21 protein-coding genes are annotated in these 21,956 nt (G+C 67.7%); 8 read left to right on the top strand and 13 right to left on the bottom strand.

Annotated elements, in window-relative coordinates; genetic code table 11:
* Nucleotides 1–23: 23 nt before the first annotated feature.
* Genes LJF27_RS05725 through LJF27_RS05705 form a run of 5 tightly spaced genes read right to left on the bottom strand, consistent with a single transcriptional unit; the run spans nt 24 to nt 6,591 of the window.
* Nucleotides 24–1,229, bottom strand: coding sequence for a 3-oxoadipyl-CoA thiolase (locus LJF27_RS05725; protein WP_023117070.1), 1,206 nt, complete (start codon nt 1,227–1,229; stop codon nt 24–26).
* Between the two features lie 22 nt (nt 1,230–1,251).
* Complete coding sequence (locus LJF27_RS05720) at nt 1,252–2,784, bottom strand: 3-hydroxyacyl-CoA dehydrogenase (protein ID WP_023087105.1); 1,533 nt, start codon at nt 2,782–2,784, stop codon at nt 1,252–1,254.
* The gene (locus LJF27_RS05715) at nt 2,781–3,578 is read right to left on the bottom strand and encodes an enoyl-CoA hydratase (protein ID WP_023087104.1); all 798 of its coding nucleotides are present in this window, start codon (nt 3,576–3,578) and stop codon (nt 2,781–2,783) included. The genes LJF27_RS05720 and LJF27_RS05715 overlap by 4 nt, the downstream gene beginning before the upstream one ends.
* A gap of 59 nt (nt 3,579–3,637) precedes the next feature.
* Nucleotides 3,638–4,825: a CaiB/BaiF CoA transferase family protein gene (locus LJF27_RS05710; protein WP_012613737.1), complete on the bottom strand. Its 1,188-nt coding sequence runs from the start codon at nt 4,823–4,825 to the stop codon at nt 3,638–3,640.
* Nucleotides 4,826–4,863: 38 nt separating this feature from the next.
* Nucleotides 4,864–6,591 carry an acyl-CoA dehydrogenase family protein gene (locus LJF27_RS05705; protein WP_003453614.1) on the bottom strand — a complete coding sequence of 576 codons (1,728 nt, stop codon included), beginning with the start codon at nt 6,589–6,591 and terminating at the stop codon, nt 4,864–4,866.
* A gap of 113 nt (nt 6,592–6,704) precedes the next feature.
* On the opposite strand from LJF27_RS05705, the gene LJF27_RS05700 reads away from it, so the two are divergent.
* Together LJF27_RS05700 and LJF27_RS05695 are read left to right on the top strand one after the other, a co-directional pair.
* The gene (locus LJF27_RS05700) at nt 6,705–7,592 is read left to right on the top strand and encodes a LysR substrate-binding domain-containing protein (RefSeq protein WP_023105090.1); all 888 of its coding nucleotides are present in this window, start codon (nt 6,705–6,707) and stop codon (nt 7,590–7,592) included.
* A 218-nt stretch (nt 7,593–7,810) separates the two neighbouring features.
* Complete coding sequence (locus LJF27_RS05695) at nt 7,811–9,220, top strand: MFS transporter (protein ID WP_003113881.1); 1,410 nt, start codon at nt 7,811–7,813, stop codon at nt 9,218–9,220.
* On the opposite strand, the gene LJF27_RS05690 is transcribed toward LJF27_RS05695, so the two are convergent.
* From LJF27_RS05690 to LJF27_RS05680, 3 genes are all read right to left on the bottom strand, one after another.
* Nucleotides 9,217–10,290, bottom strand: coding sequence for a bifunctional transcriptional activator/DNA repair enzyme AdaA (locus LJF27_RS05690; RefSeq protein ID WP_010793352.1), 1,074 nt, complete (start codon nt 10,288–10,290; stop codon nt 9,217–9,219). The two genes, LJF27_RS05695 and LJF27_RS05690, sit on opposite strands and share 4 nt — an antisense overlap.
* 89 nt (nt 10,291–10,379) lie before the next feature.
* Nucleotides 10,380–11,702, bottom strand: coding sequence for an APC family permease (locus LJF27_RS05685; RefSeq protein WP_003109706.1), 1,323 nt, complete (start codon nt 11,700–11,702; stop codon nt 10,380–10,382).
* Nucleotides 11,703–11,900: 198 nt separating this feature from the next.
* Nucleotides 11,901–12,716 (bottom strand): carbon-nitrogen hydrolase family protein, encoded by an 816-nt coding sequence (locus LJF27_RS05680; RefSeq protein WP_003092205.1) that lies wholly within the window; start codon nt 12,714–12,716, stop codon nt 11,901–11,903.
* 127 nt (nt 12,717–12,843) lie between these two features.
* On the opposite strand from LJF27_RS05680, the gene LJF27_RS05675 reads away from it, so the two are divergent.
* Nucleotides 12,844–13,629 carry a helix-turn-helix transcriptional regulator gene (locus LJF27_RS05675; protein ID WP_003092207.1) on the top strand — a complete coding sequence of 262 codons (786 nt, stop codon included), beginning with the start codon at nt 12,844–12,846 and terminating at the stop codon, nt 13,627–13,629.
* 27 nt (nt 13,630–13,656) lie between these two features.
* On the opposite strand, the gene ykgO is transcribed toward LJF27_RS05675, so the two are convergent.
* Together ykgO and LJF27_RS05665 are read right to left on the bottom strand one after the other, a co-directional pair.
* On the bottom strand, nt 13,657–13,809 hold the full coding sequence (ykgO, locus tag LJF27_RS05670) for a type B 50S ribosomal protein L36 (RefSeq protein WP_003092209.1): 153 nt from the start codon (nt 13,807–13,809) through the stop codon (nt 13,657–13,659).
* On the bottom strand, nt 13,809–14,072 hold the full coding sequence (locus LJF27_RS05665; protein WP_003092213.1) for a type B 50S ribosomal protein L31: 264 nt from the start codon (nt 14,070–14,072) through the stop codon (nt 13,809–13,811). Before LJF27_RS05665 ends, ykgO begins: the two co-directional genes overlap by 1 nt.
* Nucleotides 14,073–14,315: 243 nt before the next feature.
* Between LJF27_RS05665 and LJF27_RS05660 the strand changes: the two genes are divergently transcribed.
* Nucleotides 14,316–15,926, top strand: coding sequence for an FMN-binding glutamate synthase family protein (locus tag LJF27_RS05660; RefSeq protein WP_003098476.1), 1,611 nt, complete (start codon nt 14,316–14,318; stop codon nt 15,924–15,926).
* A gap of 69 nt (nt 15,927–15,995) precedes the next feature.
* Here LJF27_RS05660 and LJF27_RS05655 read toward each other — a convergent pair whose 3' ends face one another.
* Both LJF27_RS05655 and erdR read right to left on the bottom strand, forming a co-directional pair.
* The gene (locus LJF27_RS05655; protein WP_003092226.1) at nt 15,996–16,367 is read right to left on the bottom strand and encodes a diacylglycerol kinase; all 372 of its coding nucleotides are present in this window, start codon (nt 16,365–16,367) and stop codon (nt 15,996–15,998) included.
* Between the two features lie 71 nt (nt 16,368–16,438).
* Nucleotides 16,439–17,092: a response regulator transcription factor ErdR gene (gene erdR, locus LJF27_RS05650; protein ID WP_003092229.1), complete on the bottom strand. Its 654-nt coding sequence runs from the start codon at nt 17,090–17,092 to the stop codon at nt 16,439–16,441.
* A gap of 132 nt (nt 17,093–17,224) precedes the next feature.
* Between erdR and LJF27_RS05645 the strand changes: the two genes are divergently transcribed.
* On the top strand, nt 17,225–18,151 hold the full coding sequence (locus LJF27_RS05645; RefSeq protein WP_073653002.1) for a DMT family transporter: 927 nt from the start codon (nt 17,225–17,227) through the stop codon (nt 18,149–18,151).
* A 3-nt stretch (nt 18,152–18,154) separates the two neighbouring features.
* On the opposite strand, the gene LJF27_RS05640 is transcribed toward LJF27_RS05645, so the two are convergent.
* Nucleotides 18,155–18,871, bottom strand: coding sequence for a tRNA-uridine aminocarboxypropyltransferase (locus tag LJF27_RS05640; RefSeq protein WP_003098478.1), 717 nt, complete (start codon nt 18,869–18,871; stop codon nt 18,155–18,157).
* Nucleotides 18,872–19,129: 258 nt separating this feature from the next.
* On the opposite strand from LJF27_RS05640, the gene LJF27_RS05635 reads away from it, so the two are divergent.
* The 3 genes from LJF27_RS05635 to LJF27_RS05625 are packed head-to-tail and all read left to right on the top strand — an operon-like array spanning nt 19,130 to nt 21,882.
* Nucleotides 19,130–20,221 carry an ABC transporter ATP-binding protein gene (locus LJF27_RS05635; protein ID WP_003119359.1) on the top strand — a complete coding sequence of 364 codons (1,092 nt, stop codon included), beginning with the start codon at nt 19,130–19,132 and terminating at the stop codon, nt 20,219–20,221.
* Between the two features lie 4 nt (nt 20,222–20,225).
* Nucleotides 20,226–21,119, top strand: a complete 894-nt coding sequence (locus tag LJF27_RS05630; protein ID WP_003092241.1) for an ABC transporter permease — start codon at nt 20,226–20,228, stop codon at nt 21,117–21,119.
* The gene (locus LJF27_RS05625; RefSeq protein ID WP_003098480.1) at nt 21,112–21,882 is read left to right on the top strand and encodes an ABC transporter permease; all 771 of its coding nucleotides are present in this window, start codon (nt 21,112–21,114) and stop codon (nt 21,880–21,882) included. The genes LJF27_RS05630 and LJF27_RS05625 overlap by 8 nt, the downstream gene beginning before the upstream one ends.
* Nucleotides 21,883–21,956 lie beyond the last annotated feature (74 nt).

Here is a 21,956-nt window from a genome sequence, read left to right as displayed (position 1 = left end):
CTTTTTCTAGGGGGAACGGTGTCTCATCGGCAGCGCTCGATCACCATCGCCACGCCCTGGCCGAGCCCGACGCACAGGCTGATCACCGCGTAGCGCCGCTCGATGCGTTGCAGCCCGCGGGCGGCGGTGAGCACCAGGCGCGCACCGGAGGCGCCGAGCGGATGGCCGAGGGCAATGGCGCCGCCATGGGGATTGATCCGCGGGTCCTCGTAGTCCAGGCCGAGCAACTTCAGGCAGGCCAGGACCTGCGGCGCGAAGGCTTCGTTGATCTCGATCAGGCCGACCTCGTCCAGGTCGATGCCGGCGCGTTGCAGCGCGCGGAGGATCGCCTGCTGCGGGCCGATGCCCATCAACCGGGGCTCCACGCCGACGCTGGCGCTGGCGAGGATCCGCGCCAGCGGCCGGATGCCCTCGCGCTCGCCGATCGCGCGGTCGCCCAGCAGCACTACCGCCGCCCCGTCGTTGATCCCCGAGGCATTGCCGGCGGTCACTACCCCGCCGGCGAACAACGCCGGCAAGCGCGCCAGGGCCGCCAGGTCGGCCTGCGGCCGCGGATGCTCGTCGCGCTCCACCAGCCGCGTCTCGCCCTTGCGTCCGGCACGCACCTCCACCGGAAGGATCTCGCCGAGGAAAAAGCCCTCCTCCAGCGCAGCCTGGTAGCGCGCCTGGGAAGAAGCGGCGAAACGGTCGGCGTCTCCGCGGGCGATGCCGAAGGCGCGGGCCACGTTGTCGCCGGTCTCCGGCATGCTGTCGTTGCCATAGCGCTCGACCAGCCTGGGGTTGGCGAAGCGCGCGCCGATGGTGCTGTCGAAGACCTCCAGCGTGCGGCTGAAGGCGCTCTCCGCCTTGGCCATGACGAACGGCGCCCGGGACATGCTTTCGGCGCCGCCGGCCAGGTACAGCCGACCCTCGCCGCAACTGATCGCGCGCGCCGCGTCGATCACCGCCGACAGTCCGCTGGCACACAAGCGGTTGACCGTCTGCCCGGGCAGCCGCGCCGGCAGGCCGGCTGCGAGCAGCGCGTTGCGCGCCAGGTTGCGGCTGTCTTCGCCGGCCTGGTTGGTGCAACCGAGGATCACATCCTCCAGGTCGTCGACGGCGAACCCGGAGGTTTCCGCGAGACGCGCCAGCAGCAGGCCGGCCAGGTCGTCCGGACGCACCGTCGAGAGTGCACCGGCATGCCGGCCGAAAGGCGTACGCAGGCCGGCGTAGATATAGGCATCGAGCATGGTGTGTTTCTCCGCGAAGGGATCAGGAGGCCAACGGGCTGTCCGGCTGGCGCAGGGAAAGGCCCAGTTGGGCGCGCCGGCGCAGCCAGGGGCTGGGGCGATAGCGCGGGTCGCCGCTGAGCGCATGCAGGCGTTCGAGGATGCGCAGCACGCGCCCGGCACCCATTCGGTCGCCCCACTCCAGCGGCCCCAGCGGATAGCCGAGACCGAGGCGCACCGCCAGGTCGATGTGCTCCACCGAAGCGATACCCTGCTGGGCGATGTCGCAGGCGAGATTGACGATCGAGGCGAGGGTGCGCTGGACGATGAACCCGGCGCTGTCGCGAATCAGCGTGACGCCCACGCCGTCCCGTGCGAACAGGGTGCGAGCGGCCTGCTGCAGCTCCGCTCGGGTCGCCGGGCAGGCCATCAGGCAGCGGTGTCGCTCCAGGTCCGACAGCACGTCGATGGCCAGGCTGCGCGTCGGATCGACGGCGAACCGCCGCGCTGCGGCGCTGACGTCGGCGCCCAGTGGCGCAAGCAGGCACAACGCCGCCCCGGAAGGACGCTCGCCGCTCTCCACCTCGGCGCCCAGACGTTGTAGCAACGTCAGCAATGGCGCGCGGTCATGTTCGTCGTCGACGCCCAGCCACACCGGCGGCAACGCCGCGCCTGGCGCAACCGCCGGGGCGGCGACGGGCACCTGCCCAGCGCCGTCGTAGCGGTAGAAGCCCTGGCCGCTCTTGCGCCCCAGGCGGCCGGCGGCGAGCATCTGGCGCAGCAAGGGATGCGGACGATAACGCGGCTCCTCGTAGTACTGCCGGTAGATCGACTCCATCACCGGCAGGCTGACGTCCAACCCGACCAGGTCGAACAGCTCGAACGGGCCCATGCGGAAGCCGGCGCCCTCGCGCAGGACTTCGTCGATCGCCGCCACCGGCGCCACGCCCTCGCCGAGGATACGCAGCGCCTCGGTGCCGAAGGCCCGTCCGGCATGGTTGACGATGAAGCCGGGGCTGTCCGTGGCACGCACCGCCTGGTGGCCGAAGGTCGCCACCAGGGCGCACAGTCGCTCGGCGATGCCGGTGCGGGTGGCGAGACCCTCGATCACCTCCACCAGACGCATCAGCGGCACCGGATTGAAGAAGTGCAGACCGGCGACCCGGCCGGGATCGCGACAGGCCGAGGCGATCGCGGTAACCGACAGCGAGGAGGTATTGCTGGCGAGGATCGCTTCGTCGCCGACCACCTCTTCCAATTGGCGGAACAACGCCTGCTTGGCCTCCAGGTTCTCGACGATCGCCTCGATCACCAACTGGCAGCCGCCTAGGACCCGCAAGTCCTCGACCACCCGCAGATTGCCCATCGCGCGCTCGACAGCCTCCGCCTCCAGCCGGCCCCGCTCCACCTGCCGGGCAAGGACCGTGGCGATCTGCTCGCGCGCTTGCAGCGCCACCCCCTGGCGGCTGTCGTAGAGCAGCACCGACAGCCCGGCACAGGCAGCGAGCTGGGCGATGCCCTGGCCCATGGCACCGGTACCGACGATACCGATGAGAACGATCGATGGCTCGCTCATTTTCCCAGGTACTCCGCTGTGCGTTTTTCCAGGAAGGCACGCATGCCCTCCTTCTGGTCGTGGCTGTCGAACAGCAACTGGAAGGCCTTGCGCTCCAGCGCCAGGGCCTGGTCCAGCGGCAGGTCGGCGCCGGCCAGGACCACTTCCTTGATCTGCGCCAGCGCCAGCGGCGGCAGGCCGGCGATCTGGCGAGCCAGTTCGAGGGCGCGATCCAATGCCTGGCCATCCGCCGCCACCTCGCTGACCAACCCTATGGCCAGGGCCTCCGGCGCCCGTACCGTGCAACCGGTAAACAGCATGCGCAGCGCCTGGAACTTGCCCACCGCTCGCACCAGGCGCTGGGTGCCGCCGGCGCCGGGCATCACGCCGACACGAACTTCCGGCTGGGCGAAGCGCGCCGAGGCACCGGCGACGATCAGGTCGCAGTGCATCGCCAACTCGCAGCCTCCACCCAGGGCATGGCCCTCCACGGCGGCGATCAGCGGTTTGCGGCAGGCGGCGAGGGCCTGCCAGTGGCGCTCCACCCCGCGCTGCTGGATCTCCAGCGCGGACGCCTCCGCCAGTTCGTTGAGATCGGCGCCGGCGGCGAACGCCGTGCCATTTCCGGTGAGGACGATGACCCGGGTATCGGCGCACTCGTCGAGGCGCCGTACGTGCTCCGCCAGAGCCTCGCGCAGGCGCATGTTCAGGGCGTTGAGCACTGCCGGGCGGTTCAGTCGCAACAGGGCCACGCCCTGCTCCGGCCGCTCCAGCAGCACGAGTTCGGGGCGCACCGCCCCAGGGGAGGAATCCATGGCCATCTCCAATTGCCCGGGGATTGAGTTGCACGGCGCAGGCCGTGCCGTGAGGGGTTTCAGGCGCGGACGATGCCGCGCCGGACCAGCGCGTCGATCGCCTCGGCGCTCAATCCCAGTTCCGCCAGGACTTCCCGGGTGTCTCCGCCCAGCACCGGCGGCGCGGCGCGGTAGCTGGCCGGGGTGCGCGAAAGCTTCACCGGCGAGGCGATGCCGCGATAGCCCTCGAGTTCGACGACCATCCCGCGATGGCGGGTGTGCGGGTGCTCCACCACCCGATCCACCGTGGCGATGGCTCCGCAGGGCACGCCGAGACGGATCAGCCGCTCGGCCAGCTCGCGGCCGTCGTGGGCCGCCAGGTAGTCCTCCAGGGCGCGCTTCAGCGCCTCGCGGTTGACCGAGCGCTTGCCGTTGTCGGCGAAGCGCGGGTCCCCCGGCAGTTCATCCGCTCCCAGGTACTCGCACAGGCGGGCGAACTGGCGGTCGTTGCCGACGGCGAGGAAGATCGGCTCGGTACCGGTGCGGTAGCTGTCGTAGGGCGCGATGTTCGGGTGGGCGTTGCCGCTACGCCGGGGCGTACGTCCGGAAGCGAAGTAGTTCGGCAGGTGCGGGTGCAGCAGGGAGATACCGCAGTCGTACAGGGCGATGTCCACCGACTGCCCGCGCCCGCTGACCTGGCGCTCGTGGAGGGCGAGGAGGATGCCGGCCATGGCGTTCAGCCCGGTGACCATGTCGACGATCGGCAGGCCGATACGCAACGCCTCGCCGCCGGCCTCGCCGTTCACGCTCATCAGTCCGGCCATCGCCTGGATCGCCGCGTCGTAGCCGGGCAGGCCGCCGAGCGGGCCGTCGGCGCCGAAGCCCGATACCGCGCAGTGGACCAGCCGCGGGAAGCGCTGGCGAAGCACCTCCTCGTAGCCGATCCCCCAGCGCGCCAGGGTGCCGGGCTTGAAGTTCTCCAGCAGTACGTCGGCGTCCTCCAGCAAGCGCAGCAGCAGCTCGATGCCCTCCGCCGTCGCCAGGTCGACGGCGATGCCCTTCTTGTTGCGGTTCACGCCCTTGAAGTAGGACGCCGTGTCGCCCTCGAAGGGCGGCCCCCAGCCACGGGTCTCGTCGCCGCCGAGGGGTTCCAGCTTGATCACCTCGGCGCCGTGGTCGGCCAGCGCCTGGGAGCAGTAGGGTCCGCCGAGGACCCGGCTGAGATCGATGATTTTCAGGCCACGCAGGGCGCCCGTCTGATTGGTCATGGCGACTCTCTGGTTGTTGTGAGCGGGAATGCGGGCAGTCAGGCCGGCAGCAATTGCATGGCTTCGGCCTGGCTCAGCGGCACCTCGCCGACCACCCTGGCCAGCAGTTCGGCCTGGTCGGTCCAGCCCTCCAGGTGCAGCGGGTCGCGCGGCAGCAGCTTGTGCCGGGCGACCAGGAAGGCCAGGGCCAGGCGGCGCTGGTCGGGTGCCTGGCGGCTGGCTTCCCAGGCCATGAAGATCGCCGTGCACAGGTGGTAGAGGGCGCTGCCGGCCTGGCGCACCTGCTCGTCCTGGCGGCGCTCGGCGACGTCGGCCATGGTCGCGACCACTCGCACCAGCAGTTCGTCGAAGAGGTCGCGGGCGTCCCCTGGCAGATCGCTGTCATCCAGCAGCCGGCGCAGGTGGCGCTGCAAGGGTTCGAGCGCCTGTTCGCGGCTCACCGCACGGGCGACGTCCAGCGCCACGATGTTGCTGGTGCCCTCCCAGATCGATCCCAGGTGGGCGTCGCGCACCAGGCGCGGGTCGCTCCACTCCTCGATGTAGCCGACCCCGCCGCGCACCTCCATGGCGTCGCCGGTGACCCGTCGCGCATCGCGGCAGGCGCGGAACTTGATCAGCGGGGTGAGGATCCGCACGCATTTCTGCGCCTCGACCTCGCCGCCATCGGCGCGCGGCAGCAGCGTGGCGATCTGCATGAACATCGAGCGCGCCTGTTCGGTGGGCAGCATCATCTTCAGCAACTGCTTCTGCATCAGCGGCATGTCGATCAGGTGCTTGCCGAAGGCGCGCCGATGGCGGGCGACGAACAGCGCCTCGCTCAGCGCCCGGCGCATCAACCCGGCGGCGCGCACGCCGTTGGACAGGCGCGACATGTTGACCATGTCGGCCATCTGCTGGAAGCCGCGGCCGATCTCGCCGATCAGGTAGGCGCTGGCGCCTTCCAGGCGGACTTCGCCGCTGGCCATGGAGCGGCTGCCCAGCTTGTCCTTCAGGCGGACGATGCGATAGGCGTTGCGCGTGCCGTCCTCGCGGACCTTCGGCAACAGGAACAGGGTCACGCCCTTCATTCCTTCCGGCGCGCCTTCGGGGCGGGCCAGGACCATCGCCAGGTCGGCGTCCGGGTTGGAGCAGAACCACTTGTCGCCGTAGAGCTTCCACTCGCCGCCCTGCTCCCGCGCCACGGTACGGGTCCGCGCCACGTCGGAGCCGGCGGCCTGCTCGGTCATGAACATGGCGCCCTGGAACAGCTCGTCGAAATCCCGCGAGGCGAGGGACGGCAGGTAGCGCTCGACCAGTTCTGGCGCGCCGAACCTGCGCAGGGTGCGGGTCAGCGAGTCGGTCATGCTGACCGGGCAGCAAAGGCCGAACTCGGCCTGTACGAACAGGTGGGTGAGCGCATACTTCACCAGCGGCGGCGGGCCGTCCGGGCGATGGCTCATGGAAGCCAGGCCAAGTTCGGCATAGGCCACCTGTTCGAGGGCGACGTAGTCCGGATGCTTGCGAATGCTCTGCAAATCCTCGCCGCGGCGGGTGCGCGGCGCCAGCACCGGCGGGTTCTTGTCCGCCGCCAGCGCCAGCACGTCCAGCTCGCCGCCGGCACGGGCGCCGAGCCGTTCGAGGAGCGGCCGCCATTCGGCGAGCAACGCCGGCGGCAGGTATACCTCCAGCAGCCGCTCCAGGGCCGGATCGCAGGTGTAGAGATTCAGCCCACGGCTGTCGGGGATGTTCAGCGTATCTTCGCGAAGTACTTCGGGCATGGCGGTCATGGCGCGGCTCCTGCTTGTCTTGCGCCGAGACTAGGCGAGTGCTTCGATAAGCATCCAATACAAAAAAAATCATCGACGATAAGAAAAACAGATCGTAGAACCAGGTGCCTGCCATGGATCTCAGACAGCTTCGCTACTTCATCGCGGTCGCCGAGGAACTGCATTTCGGTCGCGCCGCGGCTCGCCTGTTCATCTCCCAGCCGGCGCTGAGCTTCGACATCAAGAAGCTGGAGGAACAGCTCGGAACCCAATTGCTGCTACGCAATAACAAGTCGGTGAAGCTCACCGGCGCCGGCCAGGTCCTGCTGGTGGAAGCGCGCAACCTGCTGCTGCAGGCAGAGAAGGTGAAACGCCTGACCCAGCTATCCGCCGAGGGCGACGTCGGCCAACTGCGCGTCGGCTTCGTCAATTCCATGCTCTACCGCGGCCTGCCCAGGGCCATGTCCCGCTTCGAACGGGAGCACCCGAACATGGAGGTGGTGCTCGGCGAAATGAACAGCGCGGAGCAGGCCCAGGCGTTGCAGCGCGGGCAGATCGACATGGGCTTCGTGCACTGGGGCAGGCTGCCGGCGGAAATCGTCTCCGAACCCTTGATCAGCGACCCGTTCCTCTGTTGCCTGCCCGCCGGGCACCGCCTGGCTGGCCAGGCGCGTCTGGACCTCGCCGAACTGCGCGACGAAGACTTCATCCTCTTCCCGCGCCATGTCTCCCCGCACTACCACGACCTGATCATCGCCCGCTGCGTGGACGCCGGCTTCAGCCCGCGCATCCGCCACGAGGCGCGCCTGTGGCAGACCGTCGCCGCCATGGTCGGTCTCGGCATGGGCGTCGCGCTGATCCCGGAGACCCTCTGCCTGGCCTGGCGGAACGAGGTGCGCTACCTGGAGATCGAGCCGGCCGGCGCGCGTTCGGAGATCCACGCGATCCTTCCGGCCAGCGAACCTTCCCGGGCGGCGCAGGCGTTCCTGGCGACGCTGAAGAGCGGCCTGGACGACGCCTGAGCGAGGGCTGACGGAAAACGTCGATATGGAATCCCTTATCGAGCCATAAGATTAAAAGACTATTGATTTGCGGGGGTGCCACCTAGACTCCGAGGCACCCGGGTCAACACCGACGCACGCTCTCCCTCCACGGAAACCAGCGTTTCCGCCCCGCCTTTCAGCGAAGGGCGGTAGGGAGCGGCGTGTCGGCGAGAACAACAATAAACAGGACTCGACCCATGCCGCGCACGCCCTCTCCCGAAGACGCCGACCTGCACAAGAAGGCCCGCAGGGCCGGTATCGCCTCCTTCATCGGCACCACCATCGAGTGGTACGACTTCTACATCTACGGCCTGGCCGCCGCCCTGGTGTTCGGCAAGGTATTCTTCCCCGCCGACATGGATCCGGGCCTGGCCACCCTGCTGTCCTTCGTCACCCTCTGGTCGGGCTTCATCGCTCGCCCGCTGGGCGGGATCATCTTCGGCCATCTCGGCGACCGCATCGGCCGCAAGACCACCCTGGTGATCACCCTGATCATGATGGGCATCGCCACGACCTGCATCGGCCTGTTGCCGGTCTATACGCAGATCGGCATCTGGGCGCCGATCTCCCTGGTGGCGCTGCGTATCGTCCAGGGCATCGCGGTCGGCGGCGAGTGGGGCGGCGCGATCCTGATCGCCAGCGAAAGCGCGCCCAAGGGCAAGGGCATCCTGTACGCCGCCTTCGCCCAGCAGGGCTCGCCCACCGGCAACCTGCTGGCGACCCTGGCGTTCTTCGCCCTCAGCGCCCTGCCCGCCTCGGACTTCATTCTCTGGGGCTGGCGCGCGCCGTTCCTGCTCTCTGCGGTGCTGGTCATCGTCGGCATGGTGATCCGCCTGAAGCTGGAGGAGTCGGAAGACATGAAGCGCGTGCTGGCGCAGAAGCGCACGGTGAAGCTGCCGCTCGCCGAGGTGCTGGGCAAGCACTGGAAGATCGTCCTGCTCGGCGCCGGCGTGCTGCCGATCATCCACGTCACCTACTTCAAGAGCACCTTCGCCCTCTCCTGGGCGACCAAGACCCTCGGCTACAGCCAGGGCACCTTCCTCAGCATCATCGTGGTCGCGCTGGTGGTGCAGTTCCTCAGCCAGCCACTGGGGGCGCTGCTCACTTCGCGCATCGACATGCGCAAGGCGGCATGCCTGATGGTGCTGCCGGAGTTCATCCTGATGCCGGCGATGTTCTTCGCCGTAGAAACCAAGGTCTACTGGATCGCCGCGGTCGGCATGTGCCTGGCCACGGTGCCGCACGCGATGTTCTACGGCGCGGTGGGCGGTATCCTCGCCCGAGCCTTCCCGGCGCGGGTGCGCTACACCGGCCTGTCGCTGGCCTACCAGCTCTGCTCGCTGCTGGTCGGCGGCGGTACACCGGTACTGGCCCAGTGGATTCTCAACAGTACCGGCAGCATCGTCGGCGTGGCCCTGGCCTCGGCCTGCTACGCGCTGGTCTCGCTGGCCTGTACCCTGGCCCTGTTGCGGATCACCGGGTTCCACGCCAGCGACCTGTCGACCGCCGAGCGCGCCGACGCCGAGGACTTGCAGCGGCCCGTAGCGGTCGAGCGGGAACCGGTGTTGCGCGCCCCCGCCCGGCTACTGGGCGGCGATCCCGGCTAGCCGGCAGCGCCCATGCGCCGCTCGTGCTCCAGCAACCAGCGCTTGCGCCACAGGCCACCGCCATAACCGGTCAGGGAACCGTCCGAACCGATGACGCGGTGGCAGGGAATCACGATGGCGATCTGGTTGGCTCCGTTGGCGCGGGCCACGGCGCGCACCGACAACGGCGAGCCGATGGACCTGGCCAGCCCGGCGTAGCTCTGCGTGCTGCCGCACGGTACCTCGCGCAGCGCCTGCCAGACCGTGCGGGTGAAGGCCGAGGCGTTCAGCGCCAACGGGGTCTGGAAGCGCACTGGAGTACCGTCGAAGTAGCCGGCGAGTTCCGCCTCGATCCTGTCGATGGGGGCGAAACGGCCGAAACCGATGCTCGATCCGCTGTTCTTCTGCAGGCGTTTCAGCTCCCCGCTCAACGCCGGGCGGTCGAAGAACTCCAGCAGGTGCAGGGCCTGCGCATCGGCCACCGCGAGCATGGCGCCGAGCGGGGTCTGCAGCCAGTCCGCCTTGAGCAGCTCGCGCCCGCGCAACTGCGACGGCGGCTCGCCCAGCAGGCGCGCGAAGGCGCTACGGAAGCCGCTGTCGGAGTCGAAGCTGGCATCCAGTTGCGCGTCGATTACCCGCGCGCCCGAGGACAGCCGCTCGGCGACCTGGCCAAGACGGCGCAGGCGAGCCATTTCCAGAAAGGTCACGCCGAACTCGCGCTTGAAGGCACGGCGCACGGTGGACGGGTCATAGCCCAGCGCCGCCAGGTCGTCTTCGAACCAGCGCCGCTGCGGTTGCCGACCGAGGCGCTGGAGCAGGTCGCTGACCAGCGGCCCCTGCGTGCCGAGCCGTTCCAGCGGCCGGCAACGCAGGCAGGGCCGGAAGCCGGCCTCGACGCAGCCCTTGATCGAATCGAAGAACAGGGTGTTCTCGCGCTTCGGCTTGCGCGCCGGGCAGGTCAGGCGGCAGAACACCCCGGTGCTCTTCACCCCGACGAAGGCGAAGCCATCGTAGGCGGGGTCGCGCGCCAACAGCGCGGCATACAGGGTGTCGTCATCGGGAAGGGGAAGGAACAACGCTGCATGGGACATGGCCGGCTCCGGAACCAGGGAGGCGATGGATAGCCACTCTAGGCCAGGAGCCTGCGCCTTGCCGCCGCGAAACGGGCGTCGATTCTTTCTCAGCCCTCCTCGAAACGCATCTCCGGCGGCGGCTCGCGGAAACCGTGGGTGATCGCCGCCAGGTACACCGCGCCCAGCGCCAGCCAGCAGAGGCCGAGGATGATCGCCAGATGGTCGAGGCTGGCCATCAACCACAGGTCGGCGACCAGGCCGATGCCAGGGAATACCAGGAACAACAGGGTTTCCCGTGGACCGCGGCGCTCGGCGCCAAGGTAGTAGTGGAAGACCACCGACAGGTTGACCAGGCTGAAGGCGAGGAAGGCGCCGAAGTTGATGAACGACGTGGAGGTGGTCACGTCCATCTGTAGCGCCAGCAAGGCCACCACACCGCACAGGACGATGCTGTTCACCGGCGTCTCGAAGCGCTTGCCGAGACGACCGAAGAACGGCCGCGGAAGGACGCCGTCGCGGCCCATGGCGAAGAGCAGGCGCGAGGCGCTGGCCTGGGCCGAGAGACCGGAGGTGAACTGGCCGACGATCAGGCCGACCAGGAAGAAGGTCACGAACAGGTCGCCACCGATGTTGCGGGCGATCTCGTAGGCCGCCGAGTCCGCGCTGTCGAAGGCGAACGACGGGTGCGCCAGTTGCACGAAGTACGAGGTGACGATGAAGATCAACCCGCCCAGCAGGGTGATCAGCAGGATCGCCCGCGGGATGTTGCGCCGCGGGTCGCGGGTTTCCTCGGTCAGGGTACTGACCGCGTCGAAACCGAGGAACGAGTAGCAGGCGATCGCCGCACCGCTCATCACCAGCGGCACCTGCAGGTCGCCACCTAGCAACGGTTGCAGTGACCATAACGGCTTGCCCGGGTCGCCCAGCACGTAGTGCACGCAGAGTGCGACGAAGGCGCCGAGGACCAGGAACTGCACCAGCATCAGCAGGCCATTGACGTTCTTCGCCAGGCGCAGGCCGACGATGTTGATCGTCGTGGTCACGCCGATGAACGCCAGCACCCAGACCGCGTTGGGTACCGCGGGAAAGGCCGAGTGCAGGTAGGCGGCGCCGATCAGCCAGATCGCCATCGGCAGGAACAGGTAGTCGAGCAGCACCGCCCAGCCGGCGATGAAGCCGAGCCGGGAATCGATGGCCTTGCGCACGTAGGTATAAGCCGAGCCGGCCACGGGGAAGGCCGCGGCCATGCGCCCGTAGCTGAGGGCGGTGAAGAGCATCGCCAGGGAAGCGGCGATGTAGGCGGCGGGGACGTGTCCCTGGGTGGTCTCGGCGAGGATGCCGAAAGTCCCGAGGACGATGATGGGGGTCATGTAGGCGATGCCGAACAGCACCACGGAACCCAGCGACAGGGTGCGCTTGAGTCTGGCCATTACTGCTTACTCCGGAATTATCGTTTGTTATGGCAGTGGCCCGCAGCCGGCCGGGCCGCGGGGCGCAGGGGCCTCCCTCACCCGGGAGACCGGCGGACGCTCGGGCGCCCATCGTTGTGCTACGGCTTTCCGGGCCCATCCTCGCCCGCTCGCTGGCGGACGGAGGACGACGCGACGCTCCTGTCGCGCCGCGGTGAATCAGGGAATCAGCAGTTCGCGCAGGCCGTCCGGGTGCTCGCGGCGCTCGCCGGGCAGGACCAGGCGACGCTCTTCGAGGTAACGGTAATCCCGACGCGCATCCTGCAACCGGCCGAGGTCCAGTTCGACGATCTGCCGGCATTCTTCGCGCCCGGCCTCGCAGAGCAACTGGCCATAGGGATCGACCACCGCGCTGCCGCCGGCGAAGACCAGCCCGCCGTCGCCATGCCCAACGCGGTTGACCATCACCGCGTAGGCCTGGTTTTCCATGGCCCGTGCCATGATCGCGGTGCGATGGGTCGGGCCATAGGGGTCCATGTTGCCATTGGTCACGATGATCAGTTCCGCACCCAGTTGGCCGAGGGCCCGCGCGCTTTCCGGGAACTCGATGTCGAAGCACACCAGCAGGCCGACCCGGATGCCGTTCCACAGGGCGGTGGCGTAGCGGTCGCCAGGCGTGAAGATGCCGCGGTCGGAGGCCCACAGGTGGGTCTTGCGGTATTTCAGGGCGATGCCGTCGGGAGCGATCAGCAGGGTGGTGTTGTAATAGCGGCCGGCGTCCGCCTCGGCGATGCCGATCGCCACCGAAACGTTACGTTCACGGGCGACGCGCTGCACCGCGCTGACCGTCGGGCCGTCGAGCGGCTCGGCGAGGGCGGCGATGTTGTCTTCGCTGGGGAAGCCGGTCAGGTGGGTTTCCGGGAACACCACCAGTTCGGTGTCCGCCGCACAGTCGGCGATGGCCGCCAGGGCGCGCTCCAGGTTGTGCGCGGTGTCGCCATCGCGACCGGCGATCTGGACGAGTTCGACTTTCATCGGAATTCCTTGTTGTTCTCGGCGCTGTTCGGCACGCGCGCTGTTCGTATGCAGGGGTCGGCACAGTATGCTTGGCGTTCCCCGCGCCGATAATTACGTCCGAGGGTTAACCCAACAGGGGTAGAAGATGAGTTTCACCTTGCAGGACATCGCCTGGCACCGCTCCGTCGGGCAACTGGTCGAGGCGCTGGATGCGCCGGACTTCTGGATTCGCCTGGTACGCCTGCTCGAACAGTACGTTCCGTTCGACAGCTGGGTGGCCCTGCTGTTCAGCCAGGGCCGGCCACAGGTGTTCGCCGAATGCCCGGGCGCCGACGGCGGGCCGGACCCGCTGTTCCAGGACTACCTGCGAGGCCTCTACCTGCTCGACCCGTTCTACATCGCCAGCCGCGAGAACCCGTGCAGCGGCCTGTTCCGTCTGGCCGACGTGGCACCGGAATGCTTCGAGCAGACCGATTACTACCAGCGTTACTTCCGCCTCAACGTGGTGGCCGATGAAATCCAGATCAACGTCCAGCTCTCCGGCGAACGCACCCTCTGCCTGTCGCTCGGCTCGCGGCGCCGCTTCACCCCCGAGCAACTCGCCGTGCTCGGCCTGGTGCGGCCCTGGGTGGCCGGGCTGATGCGCCAGCGCCTGGCCTTCGAGGACGAAGTGTTGAACAGCCCCGCGGCGCCGGAGCCGGGCTGGCAGGGTTCGCTGGAGAAGGTCGCGGAGCAGATGGGCACGCCGCTGACGGCGCGCGAACTGGAGGTCGGCAGGCTGATGCTCAGCGGCTGCTCGAGCAAGGAGATCGCCCGCAAGCTGGCGATCTCGGCGGAAACCGTGAAGGTCCACCGCAAGCACATGTACGGCAAGCTCGGCATCAAGTCGCAGTCCGAGCTGTTCGGCCTGTTCCTCCAGGCCCAGGGCTGACGGGACGGGCGACCGTCCCGTCGCCGCTCAGCGGCGCTTGATCTTCGGCTTCGGCCGGCCCTGCACGCACTTGAAGCGCGGATTCGACTTGCAGATCACGTAGAGCCGGCCACGGCGCTTCACCACCTGGCAATCGCGATGGCGCAGCTTGGCCTGTTTCAGCGAGGCGAGGACTTTCATCAGGCCCCCTTGCCGCCGACGAAGCCGGCGAAACGCTTGTTGAACCCGGCCACGCGGCCTTCGCTCTTGGTCTTGCGCTGTTCGCCGGTGTAGACCGGGTGCGAGGCGCTGGAAACGTCCAGCGTCACGTAGGGATAGGTCTTGCCGTCGGTATGGGTATGGGTCTTGTCGGTCTCCGCGGTGGAGCCGATCAGGAAGTACACGTCGGCCGAGGTGTCATGGAACAGGACGGGACGGTATTCGGGATGGATGCCGGGTTTCATGGGGATGCCTCCTACATAATGTTATATAGTTACATATTACTCCGATAAGAATAATTCGCAACTCCGGAAAGAGTTCCCGGCGACCATTCGGCTGCTCGACCATCCAGACACAATTATTAGCTTGCTTTCTATCCCCGTTTGTTTCCCATAATCAGCGCTTGGTTAGCGCGGGGGGAACCCGTCGTAGACGCCTCGAAGAAGGTGACTACCATTTTGAACCGAAGCCTGAAGATTGGAGACATGATGAATCTGTCGCTACTCAGTCGCTATGCGTTTTTCGCCTGTATCGCCCTGTTCACCTTGGTCAGCCTGCCGTTCCTCGGCAGCACCGAATGGCTCTGGCCGTTCACCCTCCTGGGCGTGGCCCTGAGCCTGCTCGGCCTGTTCGACCTGATCCAGACGCCCCACGCGGTGCGCCGCAACTATCCGATCCTGGGCAACATCCGCTATCTGGTGGAAGGCATCCGCCCGGAGATCCGCCAGTACCTGCTGGAAGCCGACGGCGACGCCCTGCCCTTCTCCCGCGCCCAGCGCTCGCTGGTCTACTCGCGGGCGAAGAACGAAAGCTCGGAGAAGCCCTTCGGCACCCTGATCGACGTGTACACCGCCGGCTACGAATTCATCAGCCACTCGATGCGTCCGGCGCCGCTCAGCGATCCCTGCGAGTTCCGCGTCGACATCGGCGGGCCACAATGCAGCAAGCCGTACTCCGCTTCGCTGTTCAACGTCTCGGCGATGAGTTTCGGCGCCCTCAGCGCCAACGCCATTCGCTCGCTGAACCGTGGCGCGCAGATGGGCAACTTCTACCACGACACCGGCGAGGGCAGCATCAGTCCCTATCACCGCGAGAACGGCGGCGACCTGGTCTGGGAACTGGGCAGCGGCTACTTCGGGTGCCGCACCCGCGATGGCAAGTTCGACCCTGAGCGCTTCGCCGCCCAGGCCCTCGACCCGCAGGTGAAGATGATCGAGATCAAGCTCAGCCAGGGCGCCAAGCCGGGACACGGCGGTATCCTGCCCAAGCACAAGGTCACCCCCGAGATCGCCGCCACCCGTGGCGTGCCGATGGGTGAGGATTGCGTTTCGCCGTCGCGCCACAGCGCCTTCTCCACGCCGATCGAGCTGATGCAGTTCATCGCCCAGCTGCGCGAACTGTCCGGCGGCAAGCCGGTCGGCTTCAAGTTCTGCCTGGGCCATCCATGGGAGTTCATGGGCATCGCCAAGGCCATGCTGGAGACCGGCATCCTCCCCGACTTCATCGTCGTCGACGGTAAGGAAGGCGGCACCGGCGCAGCGCCGCTGGAGTTCACCGACCATATCGGCGTGCCGCTGCGCGAAGGCCTGCTGTTCGTCCACAACACCCTGGTCGGCCTCAACCTGCGCGACAAGATCAAGGTCGGCGCCAGCGGCAAGATCGTCAGCGCCTTCGATATCGCCAGCGTCCTGGCCACCGGCGCGGATTGGGCCAACTCGGCGCGCGGCTTCATGTTCGCCATCGGCTGCATCCAGTCGCAGAGCTGCCATACCAACAAGTGCCCGACCGGCGTCGCCACCCAGGACCCGCTGCGCCAGCGCGCGCTGGTGGTGCCGGACAAGGCCGAGCGGGTGCGCAACTTCCATCGCAACACCCTCAAGGGCCTGGCCGAGATGCTCGCCGCGGCGGGCCTGGAACATCCCTCGCAGCTCGAAGCCAAGCACCTGGTGCGACGCATCACCGACACCGAGATCCGCCTGTTCTCGCAGCTGCACTACTTCCTCAAGCCGGGCGAACTGCTTTCCGGCAAGATCGAGGGCGAGTTCTACGAGCGCATGTGGAACATGGCGCGGGCCGACAGCTTCGACGCGGCGGCCTGAGCCGCCGCCCTCGCACGCAAGAAAAAGCCGGAGGCATCGCTGCCTCCGGCTTTTTCATGTCCGCGTAGATCAGCCCAGCAGGATGGTCGCCCAGGTCACGGTGATCACGGTGAGGGCCACGAACTGCGCGGCGCTGCCCATGTCCTTGGCATTCTTCGACAGAGGGTGGCGTTCCAGCGAGACGCGGTCGACGGTGGCCTCGATCGCCGAGTTGAGCAGCTCGACGATCAGCGCCAGCAGGCACACCGCGATCATCAGCGCGCGTTCGCCGCGACTGACGTCGAGGAGGAAGGCCACCGGGATCAGCACCACGTTGAGCAGCACCAGTTGGCGGAAGGCGGCTTCACCGCGGAAGGCGGCGAGGAAACCTGCGAGGGAATAGCCGGTGGCGTTGAGGATACGCTTGAGGCCGGTCTGGCCTTTGAAGGGGGAAGGCGACACGTCGGGTTCTCATCGATTCGGAAGGCCGGCAGTCTAGCCGCCGGCTGGTCAAAAAAGCGTTAAGCCGTCTCTCAATGAGAAGCGGGAACCGTCTCCATTTGTTGCAGCAGCAGCGCGGCCTGGGTCCGGGTGCGCACGTTGAGCTTGCGGAAGATCGCCGTGACGTGGGCCTTCACCGTCGCCTCGGAAACGTTCAGGTCGTAGGCGATCTGCTTGTTCAGCAACCCTTCGCAGACCATGGTGAGTACCCTGAACTGTTGCGGGGTGAGGCTGGCGAGCCCGGCGCTGGCGGCCTTGGCCTCCTCGCTGAGGGCTTCGGCGGCGGCATCCTGCGGCGGCCACCAGGTGTCCCCGTCGAGCACCGCGCGCACCGCCTGCTGCAGGGTTTCCAGCGGACTGGACTTGGGTATGAAGCCGCTGGCGCCGAACTCGCGGGAGCGCTGCACCACCGCGGCCTCCTCCTGTGCCGAGATCATCACCACCGGCACCTGCGGGTATTGCCCGCGCAACAGCACCAGGCCGGAGAAGCCATAGGCCCCCGGCATGTTGAGGTCCAGCAGGACCAGATCCCAATCGGCCTTCTCGTTCAGCCGCGCTTCCAGTTCGGCGATGCTGGCGGCTTCCACCAGGCGCACGTCGGGGCCCAGCCCGAGGGTGAGGGCCTGGTGCAAAGCGCTGCGAAACAGGGGGTGATCGTCGGCGATCAGGATCTCGTAAGAAGCCATGACATGTCCTAGTTTGTTCGGCCCAGCCGAGGCGGCGCTCAGGATGCCGACCGAGGGCGGACCGGTCAAGCCGAATGAGGGATACCTCGTACACCGCGTTCGTCTTTTCAAACACCCCGGCTTGCTGGCAGAGTGGCGGACCCTCCCCGCCCCGTCGAGCGAGCCATGCGAAGCCAAGCCCTGCGTGCCGATGTCCTGATGCTGATCACCGCCATGATCTGGGGGGTGTCGTTCGTCGCCCAGCGCCTGGGGATGGACGCCATCGGGCCGTTCCTCTATACCGGCCTGCGCTTCGTCCTCGGTGCCCTGGTGCTGGTGCCACTGCTGATGCTGCGCTCGCGACGCGACGGCGCGCAACCCTTCCATCGCGGACAGTTGCTCGCCGGTGTGATCCTCGGCGTCGCCCTGACCACCGGGATCAACCTGCAGCAGGTCGGCCTGCTGTTCACCAGCGTGACCAACTCCGGCTTCATCACCGGGCTCTACGTGATCGTCGTGCCGTTGCTCGGCCTGCTATTCGGCCAGCGCACCGGCGCGGGCACCTGGCTGGGGGCGTCGCTGGCGGTGCTCGGCATGGCCCTGCTGAGCATCGGCCCGGGCTTCCAGGTCGCCTCCGGCGACTGGCTGCAACTGGCCGGCGCGGTGGTCTGGGGCGCGCACGTCCTGCTGGTAGGCCTGTTCGCCAGCCGCTACGACCCGATCCGCCTGGCCTTCCTGCAGTTCGCCACCTGCGCGGCGGTCAGCCTGCTGCTGGCACTGGTCTTCGAGGAAATCCACTGGGACGCCATCGTCCAGGCCGGTCCCGCCCTGCTATACGGCGGCCTGCTCGGCGTCGGCACCGGCTTCACCCTGCAGGTGGTGGCGCAGAAGCACGCCATCGCTTCCCATGCGGCGATCATCCTGTCCCTGGAAGCGGTGTTCGCCGCCATCGCCGGCGCCCTGTTCCTCGCCGAGACCCTGCACCTGCGCGGCTATTTCGGTTGCGCGCTGATGCTGGCGGGCATGCTGGTGGCGCAGTTGTGGCCGCGCAAGCTCGCCGCCGAAGCGCGCCCGGCCTGACACTCAGCCACGGAACGGCGCCAGGGCACGGTGCGCCGGGCTGGCCTCGTCCAGCGGAATGTGCCGCTTGGCGCCCAGGTAGCGCTCGCTGAACACCTCCAGGTAGGCGCCGAGCGCCTCGCCCGCAGCCTCGTCGCCAGCCAGCTCCAGGCACAGCGCCGCCACTTCGGCGGTGCACAGGTGCTCGCCACGGGTCGAGCGACGCAGGCGATAGCGCGAGAGCTGCTCGGGCAGCAGGCTGAGCACCGGGAACGGCTCCAGGTAGGGACTCTTGCGGAACATCTTGCGCGCCTCGGTCCAGGTCGCGTCGAGCAGGATGAACAGCGGTCGCTTGCCTTCCACCAGCGGGGCGACCTCGTTCACCACCCGCTCCGCCGCCACGTATTCGCCGGGGAACACCAGGTATGGCTGCCACTGCGGGTCGGCCAGCAACTCCAGCAAGCGCGGGTCGACCTCGGTGCGCGACCAGCCGAAGGCGAAGGTGTCGGCCACGGTATCGGCGATCAGCCAGCCGGTGTTGGTCGGTTTCAGCGCCTCGATGTCGTGCATGACCAGGCACATGCCGGCGCGCGCCTCGACCCGCGGCCGCCAGGCGCACATGCAATAGCTCGGCAGCAGCCGACAGCCTTCGCAGCGCGGCATGCGCGAACCGCGCGCGACGAAGGGTTTCAGGCTGCGCGCCAGGCGCTCCTGGCGCAAGCGGGAAACGGCATGGCTCATCGGGCAGGCTCCCGATACGGAAAGGACGGGCGAAGGAACATCGAAGACTCGAGGAAACGGGCTGGAAAGCGACCGCGAAATTCTATCAGAGCCCGCGTGGCTCCTGCTTTGTCGGACAACTTCCGAGGCCGCGAAAAAAAATTCTTCACAGGGGCCTCAGACGTCTAGTTAGAGCGGGATGCGATCCCTATAATCCGCCCCCTTTTTCGACACCGGGCAGCCGGCTCCGCCCGCTGACCTTACTGCCTCTCCAGACGAGTGACGCCCCCCTTGCTCGAGATCCGCAACGTGACCCGCCGCTTCGGCGACTTCACCGCCGTCGACAATGTCAGCCTGACGATCAACACCGGCGAATTCTTCACCCTCCTCGGCCCTTCCGGGTGCGGCAAGACCACCCTCCTGCGCATGCTCGCCGGCTTCGACCAGCCGGACAGCGGCGAGATCCGCCTCAACGGCCAGGACCTCGCCGGCGTCGAGCCGGAGAAGCGCCCGGTGCATACGGTGTTCCAGAGCTACGCGCTGTTCCCGCACATGAGCGTGGCGCAGAACATCGCCTTCCCGCTGAAGATGGCCGGAGTGGCGAAGAGCGAGATCGACGCCCGCGTCGAACAGGCCCTGAAGGACGTGCGCCTGGCGGACAAGGGCGGGCGCATGCCGACACAGCTTTCCGGCGGCCAGCGCCAGCGCGTGGCGATCGCCCGCGCGCTGGTCAACCGGCCGCGCCTGCTGCTGCTCGACGAACCGCTGTCGGCGCTGGACGCCAAGCTGCGCGAAGAAATGCAGATCGAACTGATCAACCTGCAGAAGGACGTCGGCATCACCTTCGTCTATGTCACCCACGATCAGGGCGAAGCCCTGGCGCTGTCGCACCGCATCGCGGTGATGAACCAGGGCCGGGTGGAGCAACTGGACGCCCCGGAAACCATCTACAGCTTCCCGCGCAGTCGTTTCGTCGCCGACTTCATCGGCCAGTGCAACCTGCTCGACGCCACGGTCGAGGCGGTCGACGGCGAACGCGTGCGCATCGACCTCAGGGGCCTGGGCGAGGTCCAGGCGCTGAAATCCTTCGACGCCCAGCCCGGCGAGGCCTGCGTGCTGACCCTGCGGCCGGAGAAGATCCGCCTGGCGCAGAGCGTCACCGCCGACAGCGACGAGGTGCACTTCCGCGGTCGCGTCGCCGAACTGCTCTACCTGGGCGACGTGACCCTGTACATCGTCGAACTGGAGAACGGCGAGCGCCTGGAAACCCTGCTGCCCAACGCCACGCCCGGCCGAGCCAAGTTCTTCGAGGTGGGCGACGCGGTGGAAGCCGCCTGGCGCTTCGATGCCGGCCATCTGGTCAGGGCCTGACACGATGAGAAAGAACCTCGGCAAGTGGCTGCTGGTCTGGCCGCCGCAAGCGTATCTGCTGTTCTTCTTCCTGGTTCCGGCGCTGATCATGCTGTTCGCCTCGTTCCGCTTTCCCGGCGACTACGGCGGCCTGGCGCCCTGGATGTACAGCGAGGACGGGCAGACCGTCTACGACCTCAGCGTGGAGAACTACACCCGGCTCACCGAGAGCTGGGTGTACCTGCAACTGTTCGTCAAATCCTTCGGCTACGCCCTGGTCACCACCCTGGCCTGCCTGCTGCTCGCCTACCCGGTGGCGACCACCCTCGCCCGGGCCCCGGCGAAGTGGCGCAACCTGCTGATCCTGCTGGTGATCCTGCCGTTCTGGAGCAACCTGCTGGTACGCGTCTACGCCTGGATGATCATCCTCTCGCCGTCCGGTGCCCTGACCCGCGGGATCAACGCCGCGCTGGACCTGTTCGGCGCGCAGCCGATCAGCCTGATGTTCACCCCGTTCGCGGTGATCCTGTGCATGGTCTACGTGCACCTGCCGTTCATGATCCTGCCGCTCTACGCCAACCTGGAGAAACACGACCCGGCCCTGCTGGACGCCGCCCAGGACCTCGGCGCCGGTCGTTGGCAACGCTTCTGGCGGGTGACCTTCCCGCTCTCGCTGCCGGGCGTGGCCGCCGGCGCGGCACTGGTATTCATCCCGGTGCTGGGAATGTTCGCCATCCCCGACCTGGTCGGCGGTACCGACGGCATCATGATCGGCAACCTGATCAAGAGCCAGTTCCTCGACTCCCGCGACTGGCCGTTCGGCAGCGCGCTGTCGATCGCCCTGACCGGCTGCATCCTGCTGCTGGTCGCCCTCGGCATGGGCGCCGCGCGCGCCCGCAAGGGAGGCGCCCATGCGTAGGCCCTACCTGCTCTGGAGCGCCACCGCGCTGGTGTACCTGTTCCTCTACGTACCGCTGGTGATCGTGGTGCTGTACTCCTTCAACGACTCGCGGCTGAACGCCGAGTGGGTGGGCTTCACCCTGGACTGGTACCGCAAGCTGTTCGGCAACCGCGACATGCTCCAGGCCGCCGCCAACTCGCTGGTCATCGCGCTGGTTTCGGCCAGCGTGGCGACCCTGCTCGGCACCCTCGCCGGGGTCGCCCTGCATCGCTTCAAGCTGCGCGTGCTGCCCCTGCTGGTGCTGACCCCGATCGCCATTCCGGAACTCCTGATGGGGGTCTCGCTGGTGATCTTCTTCATCGGCCTGAACATGAGCCTGGGCATGCTCTCGGTGACCCTCGCGCACATCACCTTCTCGGTCGGCTTCGTCGCCCTGGTGGTGCAGGCGCGCATGTCGGGCATGGACGAAACCCTCACCGAGGCGGCCCGCGACCTCGGTGCCACGCCCTGGCAGAGCTTCCGCCTGGTGACCCTGCCGCTGATCATGCCGGGCATCGTCGCCGGCGCGCTGATGGCCTTCACCCTGTCCATCGACGACTTCGTGATCACCTTCTTCACCGCCGGCGGCGGCTTCGCCACCCTGCCGACGCAGATCTACACCATGATCAAGATCGCCGTGACGCCCGAAGTGAACGCCGTCTCCACCCTGCTGATGCTGCTCACCCTGGTGCTGATCGTGATCGCCTCGAAACTCTCCCCCAGCGCCATCAAGGGCCATTGATCCGCCGAAACCCGCGTGCCTCCCGGAGAGGCCCGCGGCCTTGCCCTGCTCCGGTTTCCGGAGCCCTGCCACCC

Origin of the sequence: Pseudomonas sp. 203-8, from assembly GCF_020708595.1 — a bacterium.
Taxonomy (GTDB): Bacteria; Pseudomonadota; Gammaproteobacteria; order Pseudomonadales; family Pseudomonadaceae; genus Pseudomonas; species Pseudomonas aeruginosa.
Note: the sequence above shows the minus strand (reverse complement) of the source record. Positions and strands in the feature narration are given on the sequence as shown.

Bases quoted from the DNA above. Each gene is read 5' to 3' on its own strand.
- LJF27_RS05705 (WP_003453614.1), bottom strand. From the start codon at position 6,591: ATGACCGCCATGCCCGAAGTACTTCGCGAAGATACGCTGAACATCCCC.
- LJF27_RS05690 (WP_010793352.1), bottom strand. From the start codon at position 10,290: ATGTCCCATGCAGCGTTGTTCCTTCCCCTTCCCGATGACGACACCCTG.
- LJF27_RS05660 (WP_003098476.1), top strand. From the start codon at position 14,316: ATGAATCTGTCGCTACTCAGTCGCTATGCGTTTTTCGCCTGTATCGCC.
- LJF27_RS05640 (WP_003098478.1), bottom strand. From the start codon at position 18,871: ATGAGCCATGCCGTTTCCCGCTTGCGCCAGGAGCGCCTGGCGCGCAGC.
- LJF27_RS05710 (WP_012613737.1), bottom strand. From the start codon at position 4,825: ATGACCAATCAGACGGGCGCCCTGCGTGGCCTGAAAATCATCGATCTC.
- LJF27_RS05685 (WP_003109706.1), bottom strand. From the start codon at position 11,702: ATGGCCAGACTCAAGCGCACCCTGTCGCTGGGTTCCGTGGTGCTGTTC.
- LJF27_RS05675 (WP_003092207.1), top strand. From the start codon at position 12,844: ATGAGTTTCACCTTGCAGGACATCGCCTGGCACCGCTCCGTCGGGCAA.
- LJF27_RS05715 (WP_023087104.1), bottom strand. From the start codon at position 3,578: ATGGATTCCTCCCCTGGGGCGGTGCGCCCCGAACTCGTGCTGCTGGAG.
- erdR (WP_003092229.1), bottom strand. From the start codon at position 17,092: ATGGCTTCTTACGAGATCCTGATCGCCGACGATCACCCCCTGTTTCGC.
- LJF27_RS05695 (WP_003113881.1), top strand. From the start codon at position 7,811: ATGCCGCGCACGCCCTCTCCCGAAGACGCCGACCTGCACAAGAAGGCC.
- ykgO (WP_003092209.1), bottom strand. From the start codon at position 13,809: ATGAAAGTCCTCGCCTCGCTGAAACAGGCCAAGCTGCGCCATCGCGAT.
- LJF27_RS05630 (WP_003092241.1), top strand. From the start codon at position 20,226: ATGAGAAAGAACCTCGGCAAGTGGCTGCTGGTCTGGCCGCCGCAAGCG.
- LJF27_RS05725 (WP_023117070.1), bottom strand. From the start codon at position 1,229: ATGCTCGATGCCTATATCTACGCCGGCCTGCGTACGCCTTTCGGCCGG.
- LJF27_RS05625 (WP_003098480.1), top strand. From the start codon at position 21,112: ATGCGTAGGCCCTACCTGCTCTGGAGCGCCACCGCGCTGGTGTACCTG.
- LJF27_RS05700 (WP_023105090.1), top strand. From the start codon at position 6,705: ATGGATCTCAGACAGCTTCGCTACTTCATCGCGGTCGCCGAGGAACTG.
- LJF27_RS05665 (WP_003092213.1), bottom strand. From the start codon at position 14,072: ATGAAACCCGGCATCCATCCCGAATACCGTCCCGTCCTGTTCCATGAC.
- LJF27_RS05720 (WP_023087105.1), bottom strand. From the start codon at position 2,784: ATGAGCGAGCCATCGATCGTTCTCATCGGTATCGTCGGTACCGGTGCC.
- LJF27_RS05680 (WP_003092205.1), bottom strand. From the start codon at position 12,716: ATGAAAGTCGAACTCGTCCAGATCGCCGGTCGCGATGGCGACACCGCG.